Origin of the sequence: Labrenzia sp. PO1 (assembly GCF_012273635.1) — a bacterium.
In the GTDB taxonomy this organism is placed as follows: Bacteria; Pseudomonadota; Alphaproteobacteria; order Rhizobiales; family Stappiaceae; genus Roseibium; species Roseibium algicola.
On sequence record NZ_JAAXCR010000001.1, the window covers coordinates 575,640 to 594,993 of the forward strand.

At 59.0% G+C, this 19,354-nt stretch carries 18 protein-coding genes; 11 read left to right on the top strand and 7 right to left on the bottom strand.

Annotated features, from left to right (window positions below; all coding sequences use genetic code 11):
* Nucleotides 1-38 precede the first annotated feature (38 nt).
* On the bottom strand, nt 39-479 hold the full coding sequence (locus HCG46_RS02765) for a L,D-transpeptidase (RefSeq protein ID WP_168684502.1): 441 nt from the start codon (nt 477-479) through the stop codon (nt 39-41).
* A gap of 270 nt (nt 480-749) precedes the next feature.
* On the opposite strand from HCG46_RS02765, the gene HCG46_RS02770 reads away from it, so the two are divergent.
* From HCG46_RS02770 to HCG46_RS02780, 3 genes are all read left to right on the top strand, one after another.
* Nucleotides 750-1,400: a TetR/AcrR family transcriptional regulator gene (locus HCG46_RS02770; protein ID WP_055655398.1), complete on the top strand. Its 651-nt coding sequence runs from the start codon at nt 750-752 to the stop codon at nt 1,398-1,400.
* A gap of 98 nt (nt 1,401-1,498) precedes the next feature.
* Nucleotides 1,499-2,518, top strand: a complete 1,020-nt coding sequence (gene ilvC / locus HCG46_RS02775) for a ketol-acid reductoisomerase (RefSeq protein ID WP_006935853.1) — start codon at nt 1,499-1,501, stop codon at nt 2,516-2,518.
* Between the two features lie 319 nt (nt 2,519-2,837).
* Entirely contained in the window at nt 2,838-4,025 is a 1,188-nt protein-coding gene (locus HCG46_RS02780; protein ID WP_168684504.1) for a GGDEF domain-containing protein, read from the top strand.
* On the opposite strand, the gene HCG46_RS02785 is transcribed toward HCG46_RS02780, so the two are convergent.
* Genes HCG46_RS02785 through HCG46_RS02800 form a run of 4 tightly spaced genes read right to left on the bottom strand, consistent with a single transcriptional unit; the run spans nt 4,016 to nt 7,120 of the window.
* Nucleotides 4,016-4,903: a D-alanyl-D-alanine carboxypeptidase family protein gene (locus HCG46_RS02785; protein ID WP_055655402.1), complete on the bottom strand. Its 888-nt coding sequence runs from the start codon at nt 4,901-4,903 to the stop codon at nt 4,016-4,018. The two genes, HCG46_RS02780 and HCG46_RS02785, sit on opposite strands and share 10 nt — an antisense overlap.
* Nucleotides 4,904-4,939: 36 nt before the next feature.
* Complete coding sequence (locus HCG46_RS02790) at nt 4,940-5,701, bottom strand: ABC transporter permease (RefSeq protein ID WP_023000553.1); 762 nt, start codon at nt 5,699-5,701, stop codon at nt 4,940-4,942.
* Nucleotides 5,698-6,189, bottom strand: coding sequence for a GNAT family N-acetyltransferase (locus HCG46_RS02795; protein WP_075283540.1), 492 nt, complete (start codon nt 6,187-6,189; stop codon nt 5,698-5,700). The genes HCG46_RS02790 and HCG46_RS02795 overlap by 4 nt, the downstream gene beginning before the upstream one ends.
* 7 nt (nt 6,190-6,196) lie before the next feature.
* Nucleotides 6,197-7,120, bottom strand: a complete 924-nt coding sequence (locus tag HCG46_RS02800; protein WP_023000551.1) for an ABC transporter ATP-binding protein — start codon at nt 7,118-7,120, stop codon at nt 6,197-6,199.
* Nucleotides 7,121-7,365: 245 nt separating this feature from the next.
* On the opposite strand from HCG46_RS02800, the gene HCG46_RS02805 reads away from it, so the two are divergent.
* From HCG46_RS02805 to HCG46_RS02815, 3 genes are all read left to right on the top strand, one after another.
* Nucleotides 7,366-8,268, top strand: a complete 903-nt coding sequence (locus tag HCG46_RS02805) for a pirin family protein (RefSeq protein WP_168684506.1) — start codon at nt 7,366-7,368, stop codon at nt 8,266-8,268.
* Between the two features lie 80 nt (nt 8,269-8,348).
* Nucleotides 8,349-9,500: a GNAT family N-acetyltransferase gene (locus tag HCG46_RS02810; RefSeq protein ID WP_168684508.1), complete on the top strand. Its 1,152-nt coding sequence runs from the start codon at nt 8,349-8,351 to the stop codon at nt 9,498-9,500.
* 227 nt (nt 9,501-9,727) lie between these two features.
* The gene (locus HCG46_RS02815) at nt 9,728-10,639 is read left to right on the top strand and encodes a PhzF family phenazine biosynthesis protein (protein ID WP_023000548.1); all 912 of its coding nucleotides are present in this window, start codon (nt 9,728-9,730) and stop codon (nt 10,637-10,639) included.
* 24 nt (nt 10,640-10,663) lie between these two features.
* On the opposite strand, the gene HCG46_RS02820 is transcribed toward HCG46_RS02815, so the two are convergent.
* Nucleotides 10,664-11,560: an AraC family transcriptional regulator gene (locus tag HCG46_RS02820; protein ID WP_168684510.1), complete on the bottom strand. Its 897-nt coding sequence runs from the start codon at nt 11,558-11,560 to the stop codon at nt 10,664-10,666.
* A 175-nt stretch (nt 11,561-11,735) separates the two neighbouring features.
* On the opposite strand from HCG46_RS02820, the gene HCG46_RS02825 reads away from it, so the two are divergent.
* On the top strand, nt 11,736-12,500 hold the full coding sequence (locus HCG46_RS02825; RefSeq protein WP_168684512.1) for an SDR family oxidoreductase: 765 nt from the start codon (nt 11,736-11,738) through the stop codon (nt 12,498-12,500).
* A gap of 57 nt (nt 12,501-12,557) precedes the next feature.
* Here the strand turns inward: HCG46_RS02825 and HCG46_RS02830 are convergent, their stop codons facing one another.
* The gene (locus HCG46_RS02830; protein WP_168684514.1) at nt 12,558-12,728 is read right to left on the bottom strand and encodes a hypothetical protein; all 171 of its coding nucleotides are present in this window, start codon (nt 12,726-12,728) and stop codon (nt 12,558-12,560) included.
* A gap of 505 nt (nt 12,729-13,233) precedes the next feature.
* Between HCG46_RS02830 and HCG46_RS02835 the strand changes: the two genes are divergently transcribed.
* The 4 genes from HCG46_RS02835 to HCG46_RS02850 all read left to right on the top strand — a co-directional run bounded on the left by HCG46_RS02835 (nt 13,234) and on the right by HCG46_RS02850 (nt 19,263).
* A complete protein-coding gene (locus HCG46_RS02835; RefSeq protein WP_055655415.1) occupies nt 13,234-13,737 on the top strand; it encodes a molybdopterin-dependent oxidoreductase in 504 nt (167 codons plus the stop codon).
* Entirely contained in the window at nt 13,734-16,055 is a 2,322-nt protein-coding gene (locus HCG46_RS02840) for an ATP-binding protein (RefSeq protein WP_168684516.1), read from the top strand. Before HCG46_RS02835 ends, HCG46_RS02840 begins: the two co-directional genes overlap by 4 nt.
* On the top strand, nt 16,052-17,140 hold the full coding sequence (locus HCG46_RS02845) for an HD domain-containing phosphohydrolase (protein ID WP_077292372.1): 1,089 nt from the start codon (nt 16,052-16,054) through the stop codon (nt 17,138-17,140). The genes HCG46_RS02840 and HCG46_RS02845 overlap by 4 nt, the downstream gene beginning before the upstream one ends.
* 566 nt (nt 17,141-17,706) lie before the next feature.
* Nucleotides 17,707-19,263 (top strand): 2-isopropylmalate synthase, encoded by a 1,557-nt coding sequence (locus HCG46_RS02850; protein ID WP_023000539.1) that lies wholly within the window; start codon nt 17,707-17,709, stop codon nt 19,261-19,263.
* Nucleotides 19,264-19,354: the final 91 nt, after the last annotated feature.

Consider the following 19,354-nt stretch of genomic DNA (forward strand, 5'->3'; position numbering starts at 1 on the left):
CGGTTGGTGGTAGCAACGGATGAATTGCCCCCCCTAACTCACCGCATGATCACGATCCTCGTGTCGGCGCGGCCGACCTTTCGCACAAGATTGAAAAGCTGAGCGGCGTTCCTGGGATGGAGCCGGATGCATCCGTGCGAGGCAGGACGGCCCAGCCGCTTGAGGTCGTTGGTGCCGTGTATGGCGTATCCGCCGAGAAAGAAGACCGAATAGGGCATGGGTGCCCAGTTGTACTTGCGCGAGTGCCAGTCGCGTTCCAGCCGGGTCGGGCGCCAGCTTCCCGTTGGTGTGCGATATCCCTTGCGTGCCGTCGAAACCGGCCATTTGTTTCGCAAACGCCCGTCGACGTACAAATAAAGCTGCTGTTCGGAAAGATCGATCTTTGCGGTTACCCGAGGTGCAGCGTTTGCGCTGGTGGCAGCCAAGACAAGAAAGGCCAGCAACAACGGCCCGGCAATGAGTTTTTTGATGGTCAACATCTCAAAGACACCCAAGAAAAAACAAGACAACAAAATTGAATACCAAAATCTAATCCGCACTTTCTTCGAGACGCAAGCCAAACTTGAAGTAAGCGTAAACGTCTACTCCGATCACGCTTTCAAGCGCACGTTCCAGAGTGCTTGCCCAGATGCGCACGTTCGCCGAATAGGTGCAAAATTACCCTTGACCTGCCCAGCTGCCGGTGCCATAACCACACCCGAACCGTACCGTACGGTTCCCTACTGACAATCAACGATCCGACCTGAGACATGACAGCGACCGCTTACGATATTGCCACCTCCCGCCCGGATGCAGCGCCCGAATTTTCGCCGCGCCAGCAGGTGGTGTTGCAACATGCGCTGACGCTGCTGGTCGAAGGTGGAGAGAAGGCGCTGACGACGGCAGGCTTAGCCCGCACGGCAAGCTGCTCGAAGGAAAGCCTCTACAAGTGGTTCGGCGACCGTGACGGCCTGCTGGCTGCGGTTGTCGCCTTCCAGGCCAGCCAGGTTCAGTTTCCTTCCGAGGCTGGTGCCACTGCCGATGCGGCGACGTTCCGGGCACATGTGACGGCCTTTGTCGAAGCCCTGCTGGGTGTCCTGTTTTCCGAAACCTCGCTGGCGTTGAACCGGCTGTCGATCGGCCAGTCCAACACCAATTCCAACCGCCTCGGCCAGCTTCTGCTTGTGCGCGGCAAACACATGATTTCCGCCCGCGCGCGCGCCATGCTGGACAGCGGCCGCCGCCACGGCCTTCTGAAATTCGACGAATCCGAAGACGCCTACCAGGTGCTTTACGGCCTTGCCATTCGGGACGTCCATATCCGCCTCCTTCTGGGTGAGACCGCCGGTCCTGCCGAGAAGGATCTGAAATCGCAGGCCGAAGTGGCCGTCGATCGCTTTTACCGTCTGTTCGGGGCCTGATCGCCGCGAACCTTCGGAACCACTGGGAAACACCAGAACCAATCAAGACCGGAAAACCGGCCTTCAAACGACAGAATGCAGACGGGAGAAAGGAACCCATGCGCGTTTATTACGATCGTGATGCTGATCTTAACCTGATCAAGTCCAAAAAAGTCGCCATCATCGGCTACGGCTCGCAGGGCCGCGCCCATGCCATGAACCTCAAGGACAGCGGCTGCACGGAGATCGCCGTTGCCCTGCGCGAGGGCTCCACGACCGCTCTGAAGGCAGAAGCTGACGGCTTCAAGGTCATGAACGTGGCAGATGCTGCTGCCTGGGCCGACCTGATGATGATGGCAACCCCGGACGAACTGCAGGCAGACATCTACAAGGACCACATCGCAGCCAACATCCGTGACGGCGCTGCAATCGCCTTCGCACATGGCCTCAACGTTCACTTCGGCCTGATCGAAGCAAAGTCGACCGTTGATGTTCTGATGGTTGCACCGAAGGGCCCGGGCCACACCGTGCGCGGCGAATACATGAAGGGTGGCGGCGTGCCGTGCCTGATCGCTGTTCACCAGGACGCTTCCGGCAATGCCCATGATCTCGGCCTGTCCTACGCCTGTGGCGTTGGCGGCGGCCGTTCGGGCATCATCGAAACCACCTTCAAGGAAGAGTGCGAAACCGACCTCTTCGGCGAACAGGCTGTTCTGTGCGGCGGTCTCGTCGAACTGATCCGCGCCGGTTTCGAAACCCTGGTTGAAGCCGGTTACGCTCCGGAAATGGCCTACTTCGAGTGCCTGCACGAAGTGAAGCTGATCGTCGACCTGATCTACGAAGGTGGCATCGCCAACATGAACTACTCCATCTCCAACACTGCAGAGTGGGGTGAGTACGTGACTGGTCCGCGCATCGTGACGCCGGAAACCAAGGCGGAAATGAAGCGCGTCCTGACAGACATCCAGACCGGCAAATTTACGTCCGATTGGATGCAGGAATACCGTGCAGGCGCTGCCAAGTTCAAGGCAACCCGCCGCCTGAACGACGCACACCAGATCGAGGAAGTTGGCGAAAAGCTCCGTGGCATGATGCCGTGGATCAAGTCCAACGCGCTCGTCGACAAGACCAAGAACTAACAAGGTTCGCCCCATCGACCCGAAACGAGACCCCGCTGGCAACAGCGGGGTTTCTTTTTGCCGGTTCCTGCTGGTCGTCAAATAGATGTCGGGGTTCTGGCGGTACAAATAAGCGGCCCACGACCACCCCCGCCCTGCCGCCCCAAAGATGCCGCATTGCCTCCGCAAATTTCACAGGTATCGTAAACGGGACCAAAGCGTTGAATTCCCTATTTGATAAAAGTTTTTTTATCGCGGCTAACCGGATTGCAAGACCCTATCCCGTAACGTAATCACTATCCTTTGTGAGATTGAGGGACCGGTTCCGGAGACTGCCTTGATGGATCTATCGACACTCTTTTCGGCAAATGTGCTTCTGCTGTCGATTTTTGCCATCTGCTTCCTGGCCATTTCCCTGCAGACCAGTCCGCGTGCTCACTGGTTGAGCTGGGCCGCTGCAAATACCCTGTTGGCGTCGTCTCTGGTCTGCTTTGCGCTCAGCAGCATGCTGCCGCCCCTGATCGCCTATCTGCTCCCCAACACCCTGTTGCTGCTCGGTTTTGGCTGTCACTGGCACGCGGCACGCCTTCTGGCGGATATGCCGAGCAAGCTCAGCAATGTTGTCGCGCCCGCCTTTGCCTACGGCATCGTCGCAGGCTGCGCGTATCTGCTTTCCAACTACGCCCTTGCGTACATGGCCTCCAACGTGGTGTTCACGCTGCTGTCCGTCGCAACCATTACCGCCTACGCTTCAAGGCCGTTCCGGGGTCTGATTTCCAATATCGGCCTCATCCTGGCGTTCTTCTTTCTGGCTGCCGAAGGTGTGCTGCGCACAGTGCACGGACTTGTTTCCGGCGGCCCGCAAGGGCCCGGCATGATCGACGACCTGATTGTCGACATTCACCTGATGTGCGCACTCGTCTTCGTCAGTCTGACCGGCGCTTTCTCCCTTGCACTGTCGTTCGAGCTCGTGGCGAACCGGAACCGGGAAGCGGCACGGCGCGATCCCCTGACCGGCGCCTTCAACCGCAGAGAGTTTCAGACACGTCTGGAAAGCCTCCTGCAGGAAACGCAGAAGGACGACTTCGGTCTGGTCCACTTCGACCTCGATCACTTCAAGCAGGTGAACGACAGGTTCGGACATGTTGCAGGCGACGAAGCGCTTGTGAAGGTCTGTTCTGAAGTGAAGGCGCATCTGCGCCAGAACGACTGCTTTGCCCGCCTCGGCGGCGAGGAATTCGCGGTGCTTCTGCCGTCCATCTCGCGCGAGAACGCCTTCCGGGTTGCCGATCGCCTGCGCGAGCGCATTTCCGACCTGCAGTTCGAATTCGCACCGCAGGACTTCAACCTGACGGCATCGGCAGGTGTCTATCACGGCGACGGCAGCCAGCTGCCGTCAGCCGAATTGCTCAAGACAGTCGATGAGAGCCTCTACCTGTCCAAACGGACCGGACGCAATCGGGTCTCGGTTGTCGAGAAGGTTTCCGGTGCAATACCAGCCGAACCTTTGCGGACCGCTCAGGAATAGGCTTCGATCAGCCGCGTCACTTCCTTGTCCCGCGCCGCCTCGCTCGCCCCACCCATGACGACGACGATCAGTCGCTTGCCGCCCCGGTTGGCGGTCGCGACCAGATTGTAGCCGGACATGCGGATATAGCCCGTCTTCAGACCATCCACACCGGCAACCTTGCCGACCAGGTTGTTGGTGGCCCGGAAGGTGCGGCCGTTGTAGTCGAACGACTTGGCCCGGTAATAGCTGCCGTATTGCGGGAACCGCCGCTTCAGGGCAAGGCCAAGCACTGCCATGTCACGCGCCGACGACACCTGCGCGGGATCCGGCAGGCCCGTGGCATTGACGAAACGGGTACGCGACAGGCCAAGAGCCCGCGCCTGGGACGTCATCTGCCGGGCGAAGGCCGCTTCGCTCCCGGCAAGGTTTTCGGCAACGGCGATGGCGACGTCATTGGCCGACTTGACCGCAAGCGCCCTTGCCGCCTGCTCGACCGTGATGGTCGACCCTGCCTTGATGCCGATCTTTGCCGGCGGCTGCGATGCTGCCTTGGCCGAAACGCTCAAAGGGGTGGAAAGCGTGTAACGCCCTTGCGAAACCGCATCAAAGAGCAGGTAGAGCGTCATCATCTTGCTCAGCGAAGCGGGATACCGCGCTGCATCCGCATCGACCGCATAAAGCTCTTCGCCGGTCGACGCATTCAGCACCAGCGCGGAGAACCCGCGCTCAACTGCCGTTTCCGGCGCATAGGCAACGGCAGGAAGAGGCGCCGTCTGAACGGCAGGCGCTGCACTTGTAACGGGCGTCGGGGCTGGCCCCTGCCCCGTCTGACAGGCGGCCAGAAACCCGGCCAGAACGAAGATCGAAGCCTTCTTCAAAAGGACAGACGCACGCATTCCCGCTCTCTTAAACTCGCGTTTCGGCCGGATACCTCAAGCCTTCAGGCGGTATCCGGTCTTGAAAATCCAATGTATGACGGCCAGTGAACCGCCGAGGAAGATCATCGTTGCCAGCAGCGACAGCCAAAGGCTGACGTCCGCCTGACCATAGAAGCTCCAGCGGAACCCGGAAATCAGGTAGACCACCGGGTTGATCAGCGTGATCTTCTGCCAGATATCCGGCAACATGTTGATGGAATAGAAGCTGCCGCCCAGAAAAGCCAGAGGCGTGACAATCAACAGCGGTACAAACTGCAGTTTTTCGAAATTGTCGGCCCAGATGCCTATGATGAAGCCGAGCAGGGCGAATGTAACGGCCGTCAAGAGGAAGAACGCGGCCATCCAGACCGGGTGCTGGATTTCAAGCGGAACGAAGAAACTCGCCGTGATCAGGATGATCAACCCGACCAGGATCGACTTCGTAGCCGCCGCCCCGACATAGGCAACGGTGATTTCCAGGAACGACACGGGCGCCGACAGCACCTCGAAGATCGTGCCCGTAAACCGCGGGAAATAGATGCCGAAAGAGGCGTTGGAGAGGCTCTGTGTCATCAGGGACAGCATGATCAGCCCGGGCACGATGAAGGCGCCGTAGCTGACACCGTCCACCTCGGAGATCCGAGAGCCGATGGCTGCCCCGAAGACAACGAAATAAAGCACCGTGGAAATCACCGGCGAGATGATGCTCTGCATGATCGTGCGGCGGGTGCGGGCCATTTCGGCCAGGTAGATGACTTTGATCGCTTCGAAATTCATGTGCCCTGCTGCCCCGAGATCAGAATGAGTTCCATTCGGGGCAACGTGCGCCCCGGGATCGAGCCGGATGGAGACCGGCCAATGGTCTTGAAGCCCATGCGGGCATAGAAAGGTTCTGCAAAAGGATCCGCATCGAGACCGATCCTCACCAGACCAAGGCTTCGCGCTCTTTCATAAAGCGCATCGAACAGCGCCCGGCCGACGCGGCGTCCCTGCCAGGCAGGGTCGACAAAACAGGTCTCCAGTTCCCCTGTTTCGCCGTCGTCTTCCATGGACAGCCGGATACAGCCGACCGGCTCACCGCCTGCGTCCTGCGCCAGCCAGAAATCGTGCTCTTCGATCCAGCTGTCGCGAACCCTGAGTTCTTCGGCGCACATGGCCATGAAAGCATCGTCATAGCCGTTCGACTGCTTGGAGCGCATGCACAGGTCCGTCAGTGCCGTGCAGTCGTCCAGTGTCGCCTTGCGAATGGTGAAACCGGTGTCCATCGCCGCCTCATCCCTGACTGACCAGACCGACGAAGATATCCTCGAGCGACGACTGATCCGTCTGCAGATCGTGAAAACGCACGCCGGCCTGGGAGAGATCGGTCAGAAGCGACGTGATGCCAGTCCGGTCAGCCTGGGTATCGTAGGTATAGACCAGGCTGCGGCCGTCATCCTCGAGCTTCAGATCGTAGCGGGCAAGACTGCCCGGGATCTCGACGAGCGGCTCCGTCAAGCTGAGCGACAGCAACTTGCGCCCGAGCTTGCGCATGAGCTCTGCCTTCTCTTCCACGAGAATGATCTCACCCTTGTTGATCACCCCGACACGATCGGCCATTTCCTCGGCCTCCTCGATATAGTGGGTGGTCAGGATGATGGTGACGCCCTTCTGCTTCAGCTCCCCAACGATGCGCCACATGTCGTGCCTGAGTTCCACATCCACGCCGGCTGTCGGCTCGTCCAGGAACAGGATCTTCGGCTCGTGCGCAAGCGCCTTGGCGACCAGCAGGCGGCGCTTCATGCCCCCGGACAAAGCCATGATGGGATTGTTGCGCTTTTCCCAGAGCGTCAGGTCCTTGAGGATGCTCTCGATCCGTGCCGGATCGGGTTTCATGCCGAACAGGCCGCGGCTGAAGGCGACCGTATCACCGACCATTTCGAAGGGAGCCGTGGGCATCTCCTGAGGCACCAGACCGATCATCTGCCGGGCAGCGCGGTACTCGCTCAAGGCGTCATGGCCGCACACGTGAATACTGCCGGAGGTCGGCCGCACCAGGCCGCAAATCGTGCTGATCAATGTCGTCTTGCCGGCGCCATTCGGCCCGAGCAACGCAAACACCTCACCTTGCTGGATATCCAGAGACACGGATTTGAGAGCCTGGAAGCCACCGTCATAGGTTTTTTCCAGGTCGCGTACGGAAAGTATCGGGGCCATCGTTTCAACCGGTTCGGAATTGGGGATTTGACCAGACGGCCAAACTGGCGTGCACACTTGCATGTGGGCGGACCGTCCGCAAGATGCAACCCTTTGGCCGTAAGCCACCGTCCGGTCGGAACCTATCCGGATAACGGGATCACTGTTTCGTCTTTCGAAACACTGCGTCTGCAGAGCCAAGACTAGGTTTTGCCCTGCGAGCCGCTATCTTTCCCTCAAAGTCAATCCGCATCAGGAACCAAGTCATGTCCATCCGCCCCGTAACCCACATCGGCAGCACACAATCAACCATGGAAGGCGCCGGCGTCCGGCTGGAGCGAGCTTTCGGATTTCAGGATCCGGAAATGCTGGATCCGTTCCTGCTGCTGGACGACTTCCGCAACGAACGTCCCGAGGACTATCTCAAGGGCTTTCCCTGGCATCCCCATCGCGGCATCGAAACCATTACCTACGTGCTGGCCGGCATCGTTGAACACGGCGACAGCCTGGGCAACAGCGGCAACCTGGGTGCGGGCGACGTCCAGTGGATGACAGCCGGGCGCGGGATCATGCATCAGGAGATGCCCAAGGGCGACGCCAATGGCCGCATGCACGGTTTCCAGCTCTGGGCGAACCTGCCGTCCTCGCTGAAGATGACCGCTCCGCGCTACCAGGATGTCGCCTCGAAAGAGATCCCGGTTGTGACCGATGACGACGGCACTTCCGCACGGGTCATCTGTGGCGAGTTCTGGGGCAAGCGCGGCCCGGTCGACGGCATCGCCGCCGATCCGCAGTATCTCGACATCCATGTGCCGGCAGGTCACAAGAAACGCTTCAAGGTCGACACCTACAAGCAGACCTTTGCCTACATTTTCGAAGGCTCCGGCACGTTCGAAGGAGCATCCGACCCGTTCGGGGTTCTGACGGAAAAGGAATTCGGCGGCGAGGAACTGAAGATCCGTGACGAGACCGGCAACCGATCTCTGGTGATCTTCGGCTCCGGCGACGAGATCGTCGTTCACGCAGGCGAGGAAGGCATCCGTTTCCTTCTGGTCTCCGGCGCACCGATCAAGGAACCCGTGGCCTGGCACGGCCCCATCGTGATGAACACCCGTCAGGAGCTGATCCAGGCGGTAACCGAACTGCAGAACGGCACATTTATCCGGTAGGGCTGAAAAGAACCTGCTGCCTTGTAACTTTCACAAAGTCTGGCTAGGGCTGTCCGGGATACAATCGATCTGGACAGCCCATGCCATTGAAACTCCGCCCGGCCACAGAGGCCGACGCCCCTGCCCTCACCGATATCCTCCATCGCGCCAAGGCCTCCTGGGGCTATCCGGAGGAAAAAATGGCAGAGTTTCGCGACTACTGGCGAATATCCGAGGCAACCATCCAGTCCCTGACGCTCACCGTTGCAGAGCGGGACGGTCAGCCCATAGCCTTTTCCGGTCTCTCTCCCCAAAGCGAAGATACCCTGCTTGTCGATTTCCTGTTCGTTGCCCCTGAAGCCCAGCGTCAGGGCATTGGCGACCTTCTGCTGAAGCGCGCGGAGGATCATGCCCACCGACAGGGATTGAGCCGGCTTTATCTGGAAAGCGACGCCAACGCGGGCCCCTTTTACGAAAAACGCGGGTTTCGGACGATGGCGACGCGACCAAGCGAGATGTCGCCCGGCAAGGAAATCCCACTGATGGAAAAACCGCTGGCACCCGCGGTTTACCGGGTGGAAGCGCTGAACATCGAGGTTTCGGACGAACCCTGGGCTTTTGAAACGAAGCATGCAGACGCGATCGATGCGTATTTCGAGGAAGCCAGGAAGCGCATTCCCATGCTTTGGAATGGCCGAACCATGAAGTTGACCGGGTTCGAGTTCAAGGATGGCACCTTTAACGGCACCTGCGCGGAATGTTCCTTTGCCGCTTTCCTGGCGTGGCGCGACTGGGGTGCGCCCGATGCAAGCTCGTTCAATCTCTTCGGCTCCGCCATCCTGAGGTCCGCCGAAGGGGCATTGCTCTATGGTGTCATGTCCCGAAAGACCGCCACAGCGGGCATGATCTACCCTCCCGGTGGCAATCTCGACCCGACCGACCTGACCGAAGATGGCAAGGTCGACGTTGTCGGGGCGATCTACCGGGAACTTGAAGAGGAAACAGGCCTCAAACGAGACGACGTCAAGCCTGCCGGGCTGCTGGTGACATTCGACGGCTGGCGAATTTCCATCGGCCAGGTAATGGATGTCCCCCGTCTCGCGGAAGAGTTGCGCACGGAGATCCTGCGTTTTTCAGAGGCGTCGGAAGAACAGGAGCTTGCCGATATGCGCATCATTCGCACGCGCGCGGACCTTGAGGACAATGCCATCGTGCCTTACGCCCGTTCGCTCGGCAAATATCTGCTGCCATGAAGAGCACTCTGCAAGACGGCCGGGAACGGCAATATTTTGTTCACCAAGAATGCGCACTAAGCACTGGCAGGACTTGCCTGAAAATGCAAAAGTCCGCTCACCTTTGAAGCCGGCACCGTGGTTTGCACGGGCCGTCCGATGCGGACAGGTTGGTTGTTTTACAACGTTTGAGCCCCTCGCCTGACTTCGTTTGAAGGTCGGCAAGCGGCGAAAGGGAGAAGAGAAGTATGAGCCGCCGCTACGCGATCCTGGATGTCTTCACGAACACGAGCCTTGCCGGGAACCCCCTGGCGGTGGTTCTGGACTCCGAGGGGCTGAGCGACGAGCAGATGCAGAAGATCGCCGGTGAGTTCAATCTTTCCGAAACGGTCTTCGTCTTCCCGCCGGAAAAGCCCGGGCATTCCGCCACCATGCGGATCTTCACTCCCAAGATGGAATTGCCGTTCGCCGGGCACCCGACGGTCGGTACGGCCATCCTTCTGGCAACGGAACGCTTCGGCGATATTTCGGGCGAGCAGGATGCCGTTGTTGTTCTGAAGCAGCAGATCGGCACCGTGCGCTGCGCGGTTATCCTGCGCGAGCACGCAGCCGCCTTTGCCGAGTTCGACGTTCCCAGCCTGCCGGAGCCCGCCGGACCGACCCACAACGTCGAACTGATCGCAGCCGCGCTCAACCTGGAGCCGAGTGACATCGGGTTCGAGAACCACGGCCCCTCCCGCTTCCGCGTAGGCCCTCCCTTCACCTTCGTGCCGGTGCGCGATCTGGATGCCTTGGCGCGCGCCAAACCGGTGCCGGCCATGTGGAACGCGGGCTTCGGCAAGAACGGCAATACGGACGCTTATGTCTATTGCCGCGAAACCCGCTCCCACGACAGCGCTTTCCACGCCCGCCTGTTTGCGCCCGACATGGGTATTCCAGAAGATCCCGCGACAGGTTCTGCCGCGGCGGCATTCGCAGGTGTGGTCGACTATTACGACGACCTTCCCAACGGCACCCACCATATCCGCATCGAACAGGGTTTCGAGATGGGACGCCCGTCCCTGATCGACCTGGAAATCGACATCGAGGGCGGCAAGATGCATGCGGTCAGGATCGGCGGTCAGGCGACGCTTGTCGCTCGGGGCGAACTGTTCCTCTAATCAAATCAGACGCTGCCCGGACGGTCAGAAGGCCGCCTGGGCAGGTTCGTTCGCCTTGTCGGCGCGCGGCGGCAGACCGAAATGCCGGGCGTACTCTCGGCTGAACTGGGTCGCGCTTTCGTAACCCACCTGGAACGCCGCGCGCGAGACGGACAGTTTTTCCGCCTGCAGCAGCCGGCGCGCCTCCATCAGCCGCAACTGCTTTTGAAACTGCAGCGGACTGGTGCCGGTAATATCCTTGAAGTGCGCATGGAAGGCTGACACGCTCATGCCTGCCTCACCGGCAAGATCGTCCACCCGCAAGGACGCCGCAATGTCCCGGCGTATGCCGGCAATGACCTTGGCGATGCGGGCCGCGTGACTGTCCTGCTCTGAAATCTGACGCAGGATAGCGCCATGTTCGGCGGTCAGCAGCCAGTAGTGGATCTCTCGCAAGATCAACGGCAGCAACACCTTGCCGGCCTCCGGCATCTCCGCAAGCTCGAACAGGCGCCGCATCGCATCGACGATCGCCGCATCTGCCCTGCCGCTTGCAACGGCGCGTGCAGCCATAGATGTTTTACCCGGCCGATCCAGCTCCGGAGCAAGTTCGCGGATCAGTGCCATGTCCAGTGGAATGGCGAGCGCGACATAGGGCTCGGCCTGGCTCGCACGCACGACCCGTGCCTGCGCGGGCAGATCCAGCCCGACAATCAGTGACTGCATGGCACCGAACCGGACGGTGTTCGATCCGAGATATGTCTGCTTCTCCCCTTGGAGAACCAGGCAAAAAATCGGTTGGTAGACGATCGGATAGATCAGGGTTGGCCGGCGTTGACGCACCAGCGTCATGCCACCAGCACCAACAGGAAAAGGATCGCCACCTGCGCCATGATCATCAGCAAATGCAACAACTTTCCGGATAAGCTCGTCTGCCTGCATGGTTCCCTCCGTCAAGAACCCAGCGATACGCCCGCCGGTTGGTGATGGCAAGCATGCAGGTTGCCTGATTTGTAGGATCAGGCAAGTCTTCTGGAGAAACCGGCACACAACACGTCTCGCTACGGACTATCTCATGGTCATCGACATCACGCCCCACAACACTGGAGCCAATAACATGACCACCTCCCCCAAGATCGCCCTCATCACCGGCGGCAGCCGCGGCCTTGGCCGCAACACTGTTCTTCATCTTGCCAAGAACGGTATCGACACGGTCCTGACATACAGGACCAGCAAGGAAGAGGCCGCACAGGTCGTTGCCGAAGTGGAAGCGCTGGGTGCCAGGGCTGTTGCCTTGCAGCTAGATACTGCCGACACGTCCGGCTTCCCCGCATTCACGGACGCATTGAAAACCGCGCTACAGCAGACCTGGCAGCGTGACAGTTTCGATTTCCTGGTCAACAACGCCGGCACGGGCATTCACAAGCCATTCGCCGAGACGACTGAGACCGATTTCGACCAGTTGATGAATGTTCACGTGAAGGGAGTCTTTTTCCTGACCCAGCAGTTGCTGCCGCTGATCGCAGATGGCGGACGCATTCTGAACGTATCGTCCGGCCTTGCCCGGTTCTCCCTGCCCGGCTATTCCGCCTACGCAACGATGAAAGGCGCGATTGAAGTTCTGACCCGCTATCTGGCCAAGGAACTGGGATCTCGACACATCGCCGTCAACACGCTGGCGCCTGGCGCCATCGAAACGGATTTCGGTGGCGGTGCCGTGCGTGACAATCCGGAAATCAACAAGGTGGTCGCCTCCATGACAGCCATGGGCCGTGCCGGCCTTCCGGATGACATCGGCGGAGCCATCACCGCGCTTTTGAGCGGCAATACCGGCTGGATGACCGGCCAGCGCATTGAAGTCTCGGGCGGTCAGAACCTCTGACACCCTAAGTCAGCAGTGTGCCGCGGCGGCCGGATCCCGGCCGCCGCTTGCATTGGCCTATTCGGCAGCTTCCATCAGGCGTGCAGGTGCCGTCATGGCCCAGCTCGGCACTGCTTCCAGCCGCTGATACCAGGCAATGATGTTGGCATGGCCTTCCAACGGCATACGCGACTGCGGGTTCAACGCCAACGCAGACAAGGCACCGACCGCAAAATCGGTTACGGTCACCCTGTCCCCCAAGCATCTAGGCCCGCTCCTCCAGGTGGATATCGAAAAACGCGGACGTACCCGCCATTGCCGTCTGCGCGGTGCACGTGGGTGGCTGTTTGCCCAAAGTCAGCGGTTCGGCGCAATCCCGTTGAAACACTGCCCGGATCGTCGCTTCTTGAGCGCCATTTCCTCGCTTCCGAATGAGACCCAAGCACTTAAACGCGCATTGCCATTGAATAGTAATAAATCACAATACTCTACCTGCTTGCAGCGAGCCATCACTGTGTCATTTCCTCGTGCTCGAATTAAATAAATTCATCACATCGCAACCTTTTAAAATATTGATTTAAAACACATAAATGACAAAAATATTTACTTTACCTGATGAAATTAACCAGATGTTTGCCCATTTAATTTGCATTTGATTAAAGGCTCCCGGTGTATCCAAGTTCCGCAGAGGAACTAACGAGAACAAGTTTACTGTTAAAAATTACAGTAACGCGCAAGTAAACAGGGAAACGCCATGAAAACCTTACTGAGCCTCCTGGCCGGGGCGCTGATGATCAGCTCTGCCGTTCAGGCTGCCAACCTTCCGAAACCAACAGGTGATGTCGTCCTCGTTGTGACCGGAAACATCAAGAACACCAACAAAGGTGACAGCGCCGAATTTGACATGGAGATGCTGGAAGGCCTTACAGAAATCTCCAAGACGCTCGAGACACCCTGGACTGAAGGCACCACTGCCTTTTCCGGCCCTCAGCTGCGCGCAGTGCTGGAGGAAGTTGGCGCACGCGGTTCCAAACTGATCGTCAAGGCTCTCAACGACTACAGTGCAGAAGTGCCGGTAGAAGATGCCGAGGACTTCGACACGATGCTGGCGACCAAAATGAACGGCGACTACATGTCCGTTCGCGACAAGGGACCCCTGTTCCTGGTCTATCCTTTCGACACGAACCCGGAACTCTTCAACGAGAAATACTTTTCCCGTTCGGTCTGGCAAATCCGTGAAGTTGAAGTGGTAGAGTGAAAAATCAGCTCGAAATAGGCGGCAAGGCCGTTGAACAGGCTGCAAGGGCGACGAAATCCGTTCTCGTCGTCCAGATCTTTCTTGTCTGTACGGTCCTTGCCATCTTTTCAATGCTGGTCAAACGCGAAGGCCAGTTGCATGACGCTATCCGTGAAGACGCAATCTGGGCTGTCTATCAGCTCGACCGCGAAACACGTGCCGTCTACGAGCTGGTACAGCACGTCAAATATCGTATCGGCGAGGCAGGTGTCGAAGCGGCGCAGGAAGCCGTAGCACCGCGAGAGCTCGTAACGCGTTATGACATCCTCTATTCGCGTCTCTCGGTCCTCGCCAACTCCAAATACAACGTCTTCTTCGAGCAAAGTCCGAACTTCAGATCCAGGATCACGACCATTCAGACCAAGATCCTGGCCATCGAACCTGTCTTCAACGAAATCGCAGCGAAAAAGAATTACACCGACATCGACTTTGCGCCTGTCGAAGAAACGCTCGAAAAAATTCGTAGCGCCACGAACGAATTTCTTGTCCGCACGAACGCGACGATTTCAGAAGCACGCGCCGAAGCCCGCAACGACGTCTTCCATGTACAGATGCTGGCCTTCCTCTTCATGTTCGCGATTGTCGTCGCCGCACTCTTTCTCGCCCTGCATATGCTTCTGCAGGTCCGCATCGTGAAACAGACGCGAGAAGGGATGAACAGGGCCGCAGCCGAATTCGAAAAGGCCTATGAAGCAGCAGAAGCCGGCAACAAGGCCAAGTCGGAGTTTCTGGCCACGATCGGACACGAAATCCGCACCCCGCTGAACGGCATTCTCGGCATGGCCGAACTTCTGGCACAAAAGCAGCTTCCGGAAGAAGAAACCGGCTACGTCCGCACCATCACGAGTTCCGGCAATACGCTGCTGGAGATGATCAACGAGATCCTCGATTTTGCGAAGATCGAATACGGATCCCTTGAGACCGAACAGATTGTCTTCCGGCTCGACGAACTGGTGCAAGAGGCGGCAGCTGTCGTGGAAGGCAAGGCGCTCGAGCAGAATGACGAGCTCAAGCTAAACATCGACCCGACACTTGAAAAAGCTTTCATCAAGAGCGACCCCACCCGGCTGAAGCGCGTCCTGCTCAACCTGCTGTCCAATGCCGTGAAATTCACCGAAAACGGTTCAATCCACGTCGATGTGGTTGCCGGAAAAGTTGTCGCCGAGACCCTGGAACTGAAGATCAGCGTCAAGGATTCCGGTATCGGCATTGCCGAAGAGGCACAAAAGCAGCTCTTTACCGCATTCCACCAGGTCGATTCCTCGATCAGCCGGCGCTTTGGCGGCACGGGCCTCGGCCTTGCCATCTGCAAACAGATCGTCGAGGCGATGGGTGGATCGATAGGTGTGTTCAGTATTCCTGGCGAAGGCGCGACCTTCAGCTTCACCTTGCCGGTTCAACTGGCACATGCCCCTGCTGCGAAATTCACCGGTTTGGAGGGTGGTTCGACCCCAACTGCATTGATCCCCCGTCTGCGTATCCTGCTCGTGGAAGACAACGTCATAAACCAGCGTGTCGCAACGAAGTTGCTGGAGAGACTGGGTCAGGAAGTCATCGTTGCCAGCGACGGCAGAGAGGCGATCAAACATGTGCAGGACGCCACTTTCGATCTCGTACTAATGGACGTGCAGATGCCTGATCTCGACGGGATCGCGGCAACACGGCTGATACGGAACATCGGCGCTCCATTCGACAAGCTGCCCATCGTTGCAATGACGGCAAATGCTTCCGACCGGCACCGCCAGGACTGCCTGGACGCGGGCATGAATGCCTTCGAGTCCAAGCCCGTCACCTTCCAGAGGCTTGCGACTATCCTGCGTGAATATGGTCCTTCGGACACTTCAGCAGAAGGCACCACCGACCTGCCGACATCCCCCGGCTCTCCGGAACCGACGGAACCAGTGCATGCGGCTCAATCCGACGCCGCGACACCAAACGCCAATGTGGTTCGCCTTGCCGGAGAAGAGAAAGGGGATGCCAGACGAGCTGAACTGCGGGAGGAACTTGGCGAGGAGATTTTCCATTCTCTGGTGAACGCCTTCTTTGAAAATGCCGACACTCTCGTTGTGCAAGTCACCGAGGCAGCAAGCTCGGGTGATGGGGAAAGCTACGACCGGCTGCTGCACACACTGAAAGGTGCGGCGGACAATCTCGGATTTACGACCCTCTCAAAAACTGCGGACGCACTTCGCACCAGCATCGAAACCTCCAACCAGGTGACACTCCTGACGGTGGAGCTGGAAAAAGCAAAAAACAAATACCGGAAGATTGCGATATGACCGACACACCGCTTGCCGACACCGATTTCCGCATCCTGCTGGTCGAAGACGATCCCACCAACCGCATGATCATGGAACGGCTTGTGGAGCGCATCCCCGGATGCCACGCAGTCAGCTTTTCCCATCCCATCGACCTGATCGCGGCACTCGACATGGTCGAATTCGATGTGGCGATCATCGACTATCAATTGCCGGGCCTCAACGGCATCGAGCTCATCAAGGAAATTCATCAACACCCCGCCCATACTGACAAGCCGATGGTCATCGTGACGGCAGACAAGGACCGGGACACGCGCATCGAGGCCCTGACCTCCGGTGCTGTCGATTTTCTGAACAAGCCGCTCGAGGTGGTGGAATTCAAGGCCCGTGTCCGGAACCTGACCAAGCTGGCCGAGGCACAGCGCAAACTCGCCACCCGGGCGGAATGGCTGAAAGAGGAAGTCGACAGGGCAACGACCGAACTCCGAAAGCGCGGCGAGGAAATCGTTCACCGGCTGATCCTTGCTTCCGAATACAAGGACCTCGACACGGCCATGCATACCCTTCGCATGGCGAACTTCTGCGAGTTGATTGCCGAAGAACTCGGCATGAGCATGGAGTTCCGGCGAGACCTCAAGATGGCTGCACCGATGCACGACATCGGCAAGGTTGGCATTCCGGACAGGATCATGCTGAAACGCGGTCCCCTCACCCCGGAAGAACGCGAGGAAATCAACCGGCACACGGAAATCGGAGCCGGCATCCTCAAGGGCTCCAGCTGCCGGCTGCTGCAGGTCGCGACCCAGATTGCCGCGACACACCACGAACGCTGGGACGGCAGCGGTTACCCCAATGGCCTGCGTGGAGAAGAAATTCCACTTGTCGGCCGGATAGCGGCCGTTGCCGACGTCTTCGACGCGCTGACGACGGAACGCCCCTACAAGTCCGCGTGGACCAACGAACGGGCCTTCAGCTTTCTGGAAGAAAAATCAGGCAGCGACTTCGACCCGGAGTGCATTGCCGCCTTTCTGAGCAAGAAGAAGGAAGTGGAGGAGATCCAGGCCAGGTTTGCCGACGAGCCCATTCCCCTGGCCAAAAACGGCTAAGGCGGTCAGTCCGCAAGACGTCTACCACAGACGCCGGCAATCGCCCTGGATTGGGTGCGATCAACGCGGCGGGAGAGGAACCGCTTTGGGCACAATGCCTTTGCCTCCTGCCTTTGCAGCGGCTCAGATCTTGTTTGCGCAAGCTATCGCCGATCCCTGAAACGCCAGGCCAAGGGGGCTCCAAATGTGCAAGCTTCGGAAAAGCTGGTTGCATCATGGTTCATCCTGACTTATGAACAGTCCCCATTAACCGTCAGGTCACGCTTTTGCGCCACGCTTGGCGGACCAGTTGAAAAGACGACCAAAGGCCAAGACAGACCCATGATCGCGGTTCGCGACATTTCTGGATCTTCTCGCAACGCGCTGGCTCAGCGCGGCGGCCTCATTCTACTTGGCGATCTCCTCCTTCTTAGATGCCCCTGAGCGTCGGCTGCTTCGCTTGTCTTTAGGCGGAACGGGCACTTAGGGGAGAGTTTTCAAAAAACCGCATCACGACCATCGGATCGCGCCACGCCTTTCCTTACCCGAGCGACCTAAGGCCCGATCCAAGCCAGGGACGAAACGACATGACTGCCACTTCCGAGAAGGACCAGGTCCGGATCTTCGACACCACATTGCGCGACGGCGAACAATCGCCCGGCGCCTCCATGACGTTGGAAGAAAAGCTGCAGATCGCGGAAATTCTCGACGACATGGGTGTCGACATCATCGAAGCCGGTTTTCCGATTGCCTCGAACGGCGATTTTGAAGCCGTCAGCGAAATTGCCAAGCGCTCGAAAAACTCGGTCATTGCCGGTCTGGCCCGCGCCATCCACGCTGATATCGACCGCTGCGGCGAAGCCGTGAAACACGCCGGCAAGGGCCGCATCCACACCTTCGTTTCCACTTCGCCGATCCATCTGAAATTCCAGATGAACAAGACCGAAGAACAGGTGCTGGAAATCATCACCGACACGGTGACACGGTCGCGCAACCTGATCGACGATGTCGAATGGTCCGCAATGGACGCAACGCGCACGCCGATCGAATACCTGTGCCGCTGCGTGGAAGCCGCAATCAAGTGCGGTGCCACCACCATCAACCTGCCGGATACGGTCGGCTACGCTACCCCGGACGAATACAAGTCCATGTTCGAGCAGATCCGTGAGCGCGTACCGAATGCCGACCAGGCAATCTTCTCGGTCCACTGCCACAACGACCTGGGCCTGGCCGTTGCCAACTCGCTGGCCGGTGTCGCCGGCGGTGCCCGCCAGATCGAATGCACCATCAACGGCCTGGGCGAACGCGCCGGCAATGCTGCCCTGGAAGAGATCGTCATGGCGATCCGCACCCGCAGCGACGTCCTGCCCTACATGACCCAGATCGACCCGAAATTCATGGTTCGCGCTTCCAAGATGGTGGCGGGCGCTTCCGGGTTCGCGGTTCAGTACAACAAGGCCATCGTCGGCAAGAACGCCTTTGCCCACGAGAGCGGCATCCACCAGGACGGCATGCTGAAAAACGCCGAAACCTACGAAATCATGCGCCCGGAAGACGTTGGCGTGAAAGCCACCTCGCTGGTCATGGGCAAGCATTCCGGCCGCCACGCCTTCCGCGACAAGCTGAAAGAACTGGGCTTCGAACTGGGCGACAATGCCCTGCAGGATGCCTTCCGCCGTTTCAAGGACCTCGCCGACCGCAAGAAACACGTCTACGACGAGGACATCGAAGCCCTGGTCGAGGACGAAATCAGCATCCTGGGCGAAAGCACCAAGGTGATTGCGCTGACGGTAATTGCCGGTACGGGTGGCCCGCAGAAGGCGATCCTGACCATGGACGTCAACGGCCAGCACGTCACCAAGGAAGCCACGGGCGACGGTCCTGTCGACGCCACGTTCAACGCCATCAAGGCAATCGTGCCGCATGAAGCCAAGCTGTCCCTGTACCAGGTGCATGCGGTGACCGAAGGCACCGACGCACAGGCCGAAGTGTCCGTGCGCCTGGAGGCCGGCGGCCGCATTGCCACGGGCAAGGGAGCGGACACCGACACACTGGTCGCTTCCGCCCGTGCCTATGTTTCGGCCATGAACAAGCTGGCCTTGCGCCAGCAGACCGGCAACCCGGGCGCGCTTGCTGCCGTCTAACGCCGGAACCACCAAAAGTTCCGGATCAAGGTGACTGTATTGTCGCCCGATTTCGGACCTGACACGAAAAGCCTCCTGAACCACCGATTTT

Excerpts from the sequence above, each read along its gene's own strand:
- HCG46_RS02780 (WP_168684504.1), top strand. The coding sequence starts at position 2,838 with ATGGATCTATCGACACTCTTTTCGGCAAATGTGCTTCTGCTGTCGATT.
- HCG46_RS02765 (WP_168684502.1), bottom strand. The coding sequence starts at position 479 with ATGTTGACCATCAAAAAACTCATTGCCGGGCCGTTGTTGCTGGCCTTT.
- HCG46_RS02825 (WP_168684512.1), top strand. The coding sequence starts at position 11,736 with ATGACCACCTCCCCCAAGATCGCCCTCATCACCGGCGGCAGCCGCGGC.
- HCG46_RS02835 (WP_055655415.1), top strand. The coding sequence starts at position 13,234 with ATGAAAACCTTACTGAGCCTCCTGGCCGGGGCGCTGATGATCAGCTCT.
- HCG46_RS02815 (WP_023000548.1), top strand. The coding sequence starts at position 9,728 with ATGAGCCGCCGCTACGCGATCCTGGATGTCTTCACGAACACGAGCCTT.
- HCG46_RS02770 (WP_055655398.1), top strand. The coding sequence starts at position 750 with ATGACAGCGACCGCTTACGATATTGCCACCTCCCGCCCGGATGCAGCG.
- HCG46_RS02795 (WP_075283540.1), bottom strand. The coding sequence starts at position 6,189 with ATGGACACCGGTTTCACCATTCGCAAGGCGACACTGGACGACTGCACG.
- HCG46_RS02790 (WP_023000553.1), bottom strand. The coding sequence starts at position 5,701 with ATGAATTTCGAAGCGATCAAAGTCATCTACCTGGCCGAAATGGCCCGC.
- HCG46_RS02800 (WP_023000551.1), bottom strand. The coding sequence starts at position 7,120 with ATGGCCCCGATACTTTCCGTACGCGACCTGGAAAAAACCTATGACGGT.
- HCG46_RS02805 (WP_168684506.1), top strand. The coding sequence starts at position 7,366 with ATGTCCATCCGCCCCGTAACCCACATCGGCAGCACACAATCAACCATG.
- HCG46_RS02820 (WP_168684510.1), bottom strand. The coding sequence starts at position 11,560 with ATGCAGGCAGACGAGCTTATCCGGAAAGTTGTTGCATTTGCTGATGAT.
- HCG46_RS02845 (WP_077292372.1), top strand. The coding sequence starts at position 16,052 with ATGACCGACACACCGCTTGCCGACACCGATTTCCGCATCCTGCTGGTC.
- HCG46_RS02785 (WP_055655402.1), bottom strand. The coding sequence starts at position 4,903 with ATGCGTGCGTCTGTCCTTTTGAAGAAGGCTTCGATCTTCGTTCTGGCC.
- HCG46_RS02850 (WP_023000539.1), top strand. The coding sequence starts at position 17,707 with ATGACTGCCACTTCCGAGAAGGACCAGGTCCGGATCTTCGACACCACA.
- HCG46_RS02810 (WP_168684508.1), top strand. The coding sequence starts at position 8,349 with ATGCCATTGAAACTCCGCCCGGCCACAGAGGCCGACGCCCCTGCCCTC.
- ilvC (WP_006935853.1), top strand. The coding sequence starts at position 1,499 with ATGCGCGTTTATTACGATCGTGATGCTGATCTTAACCTGATCAAGTCC.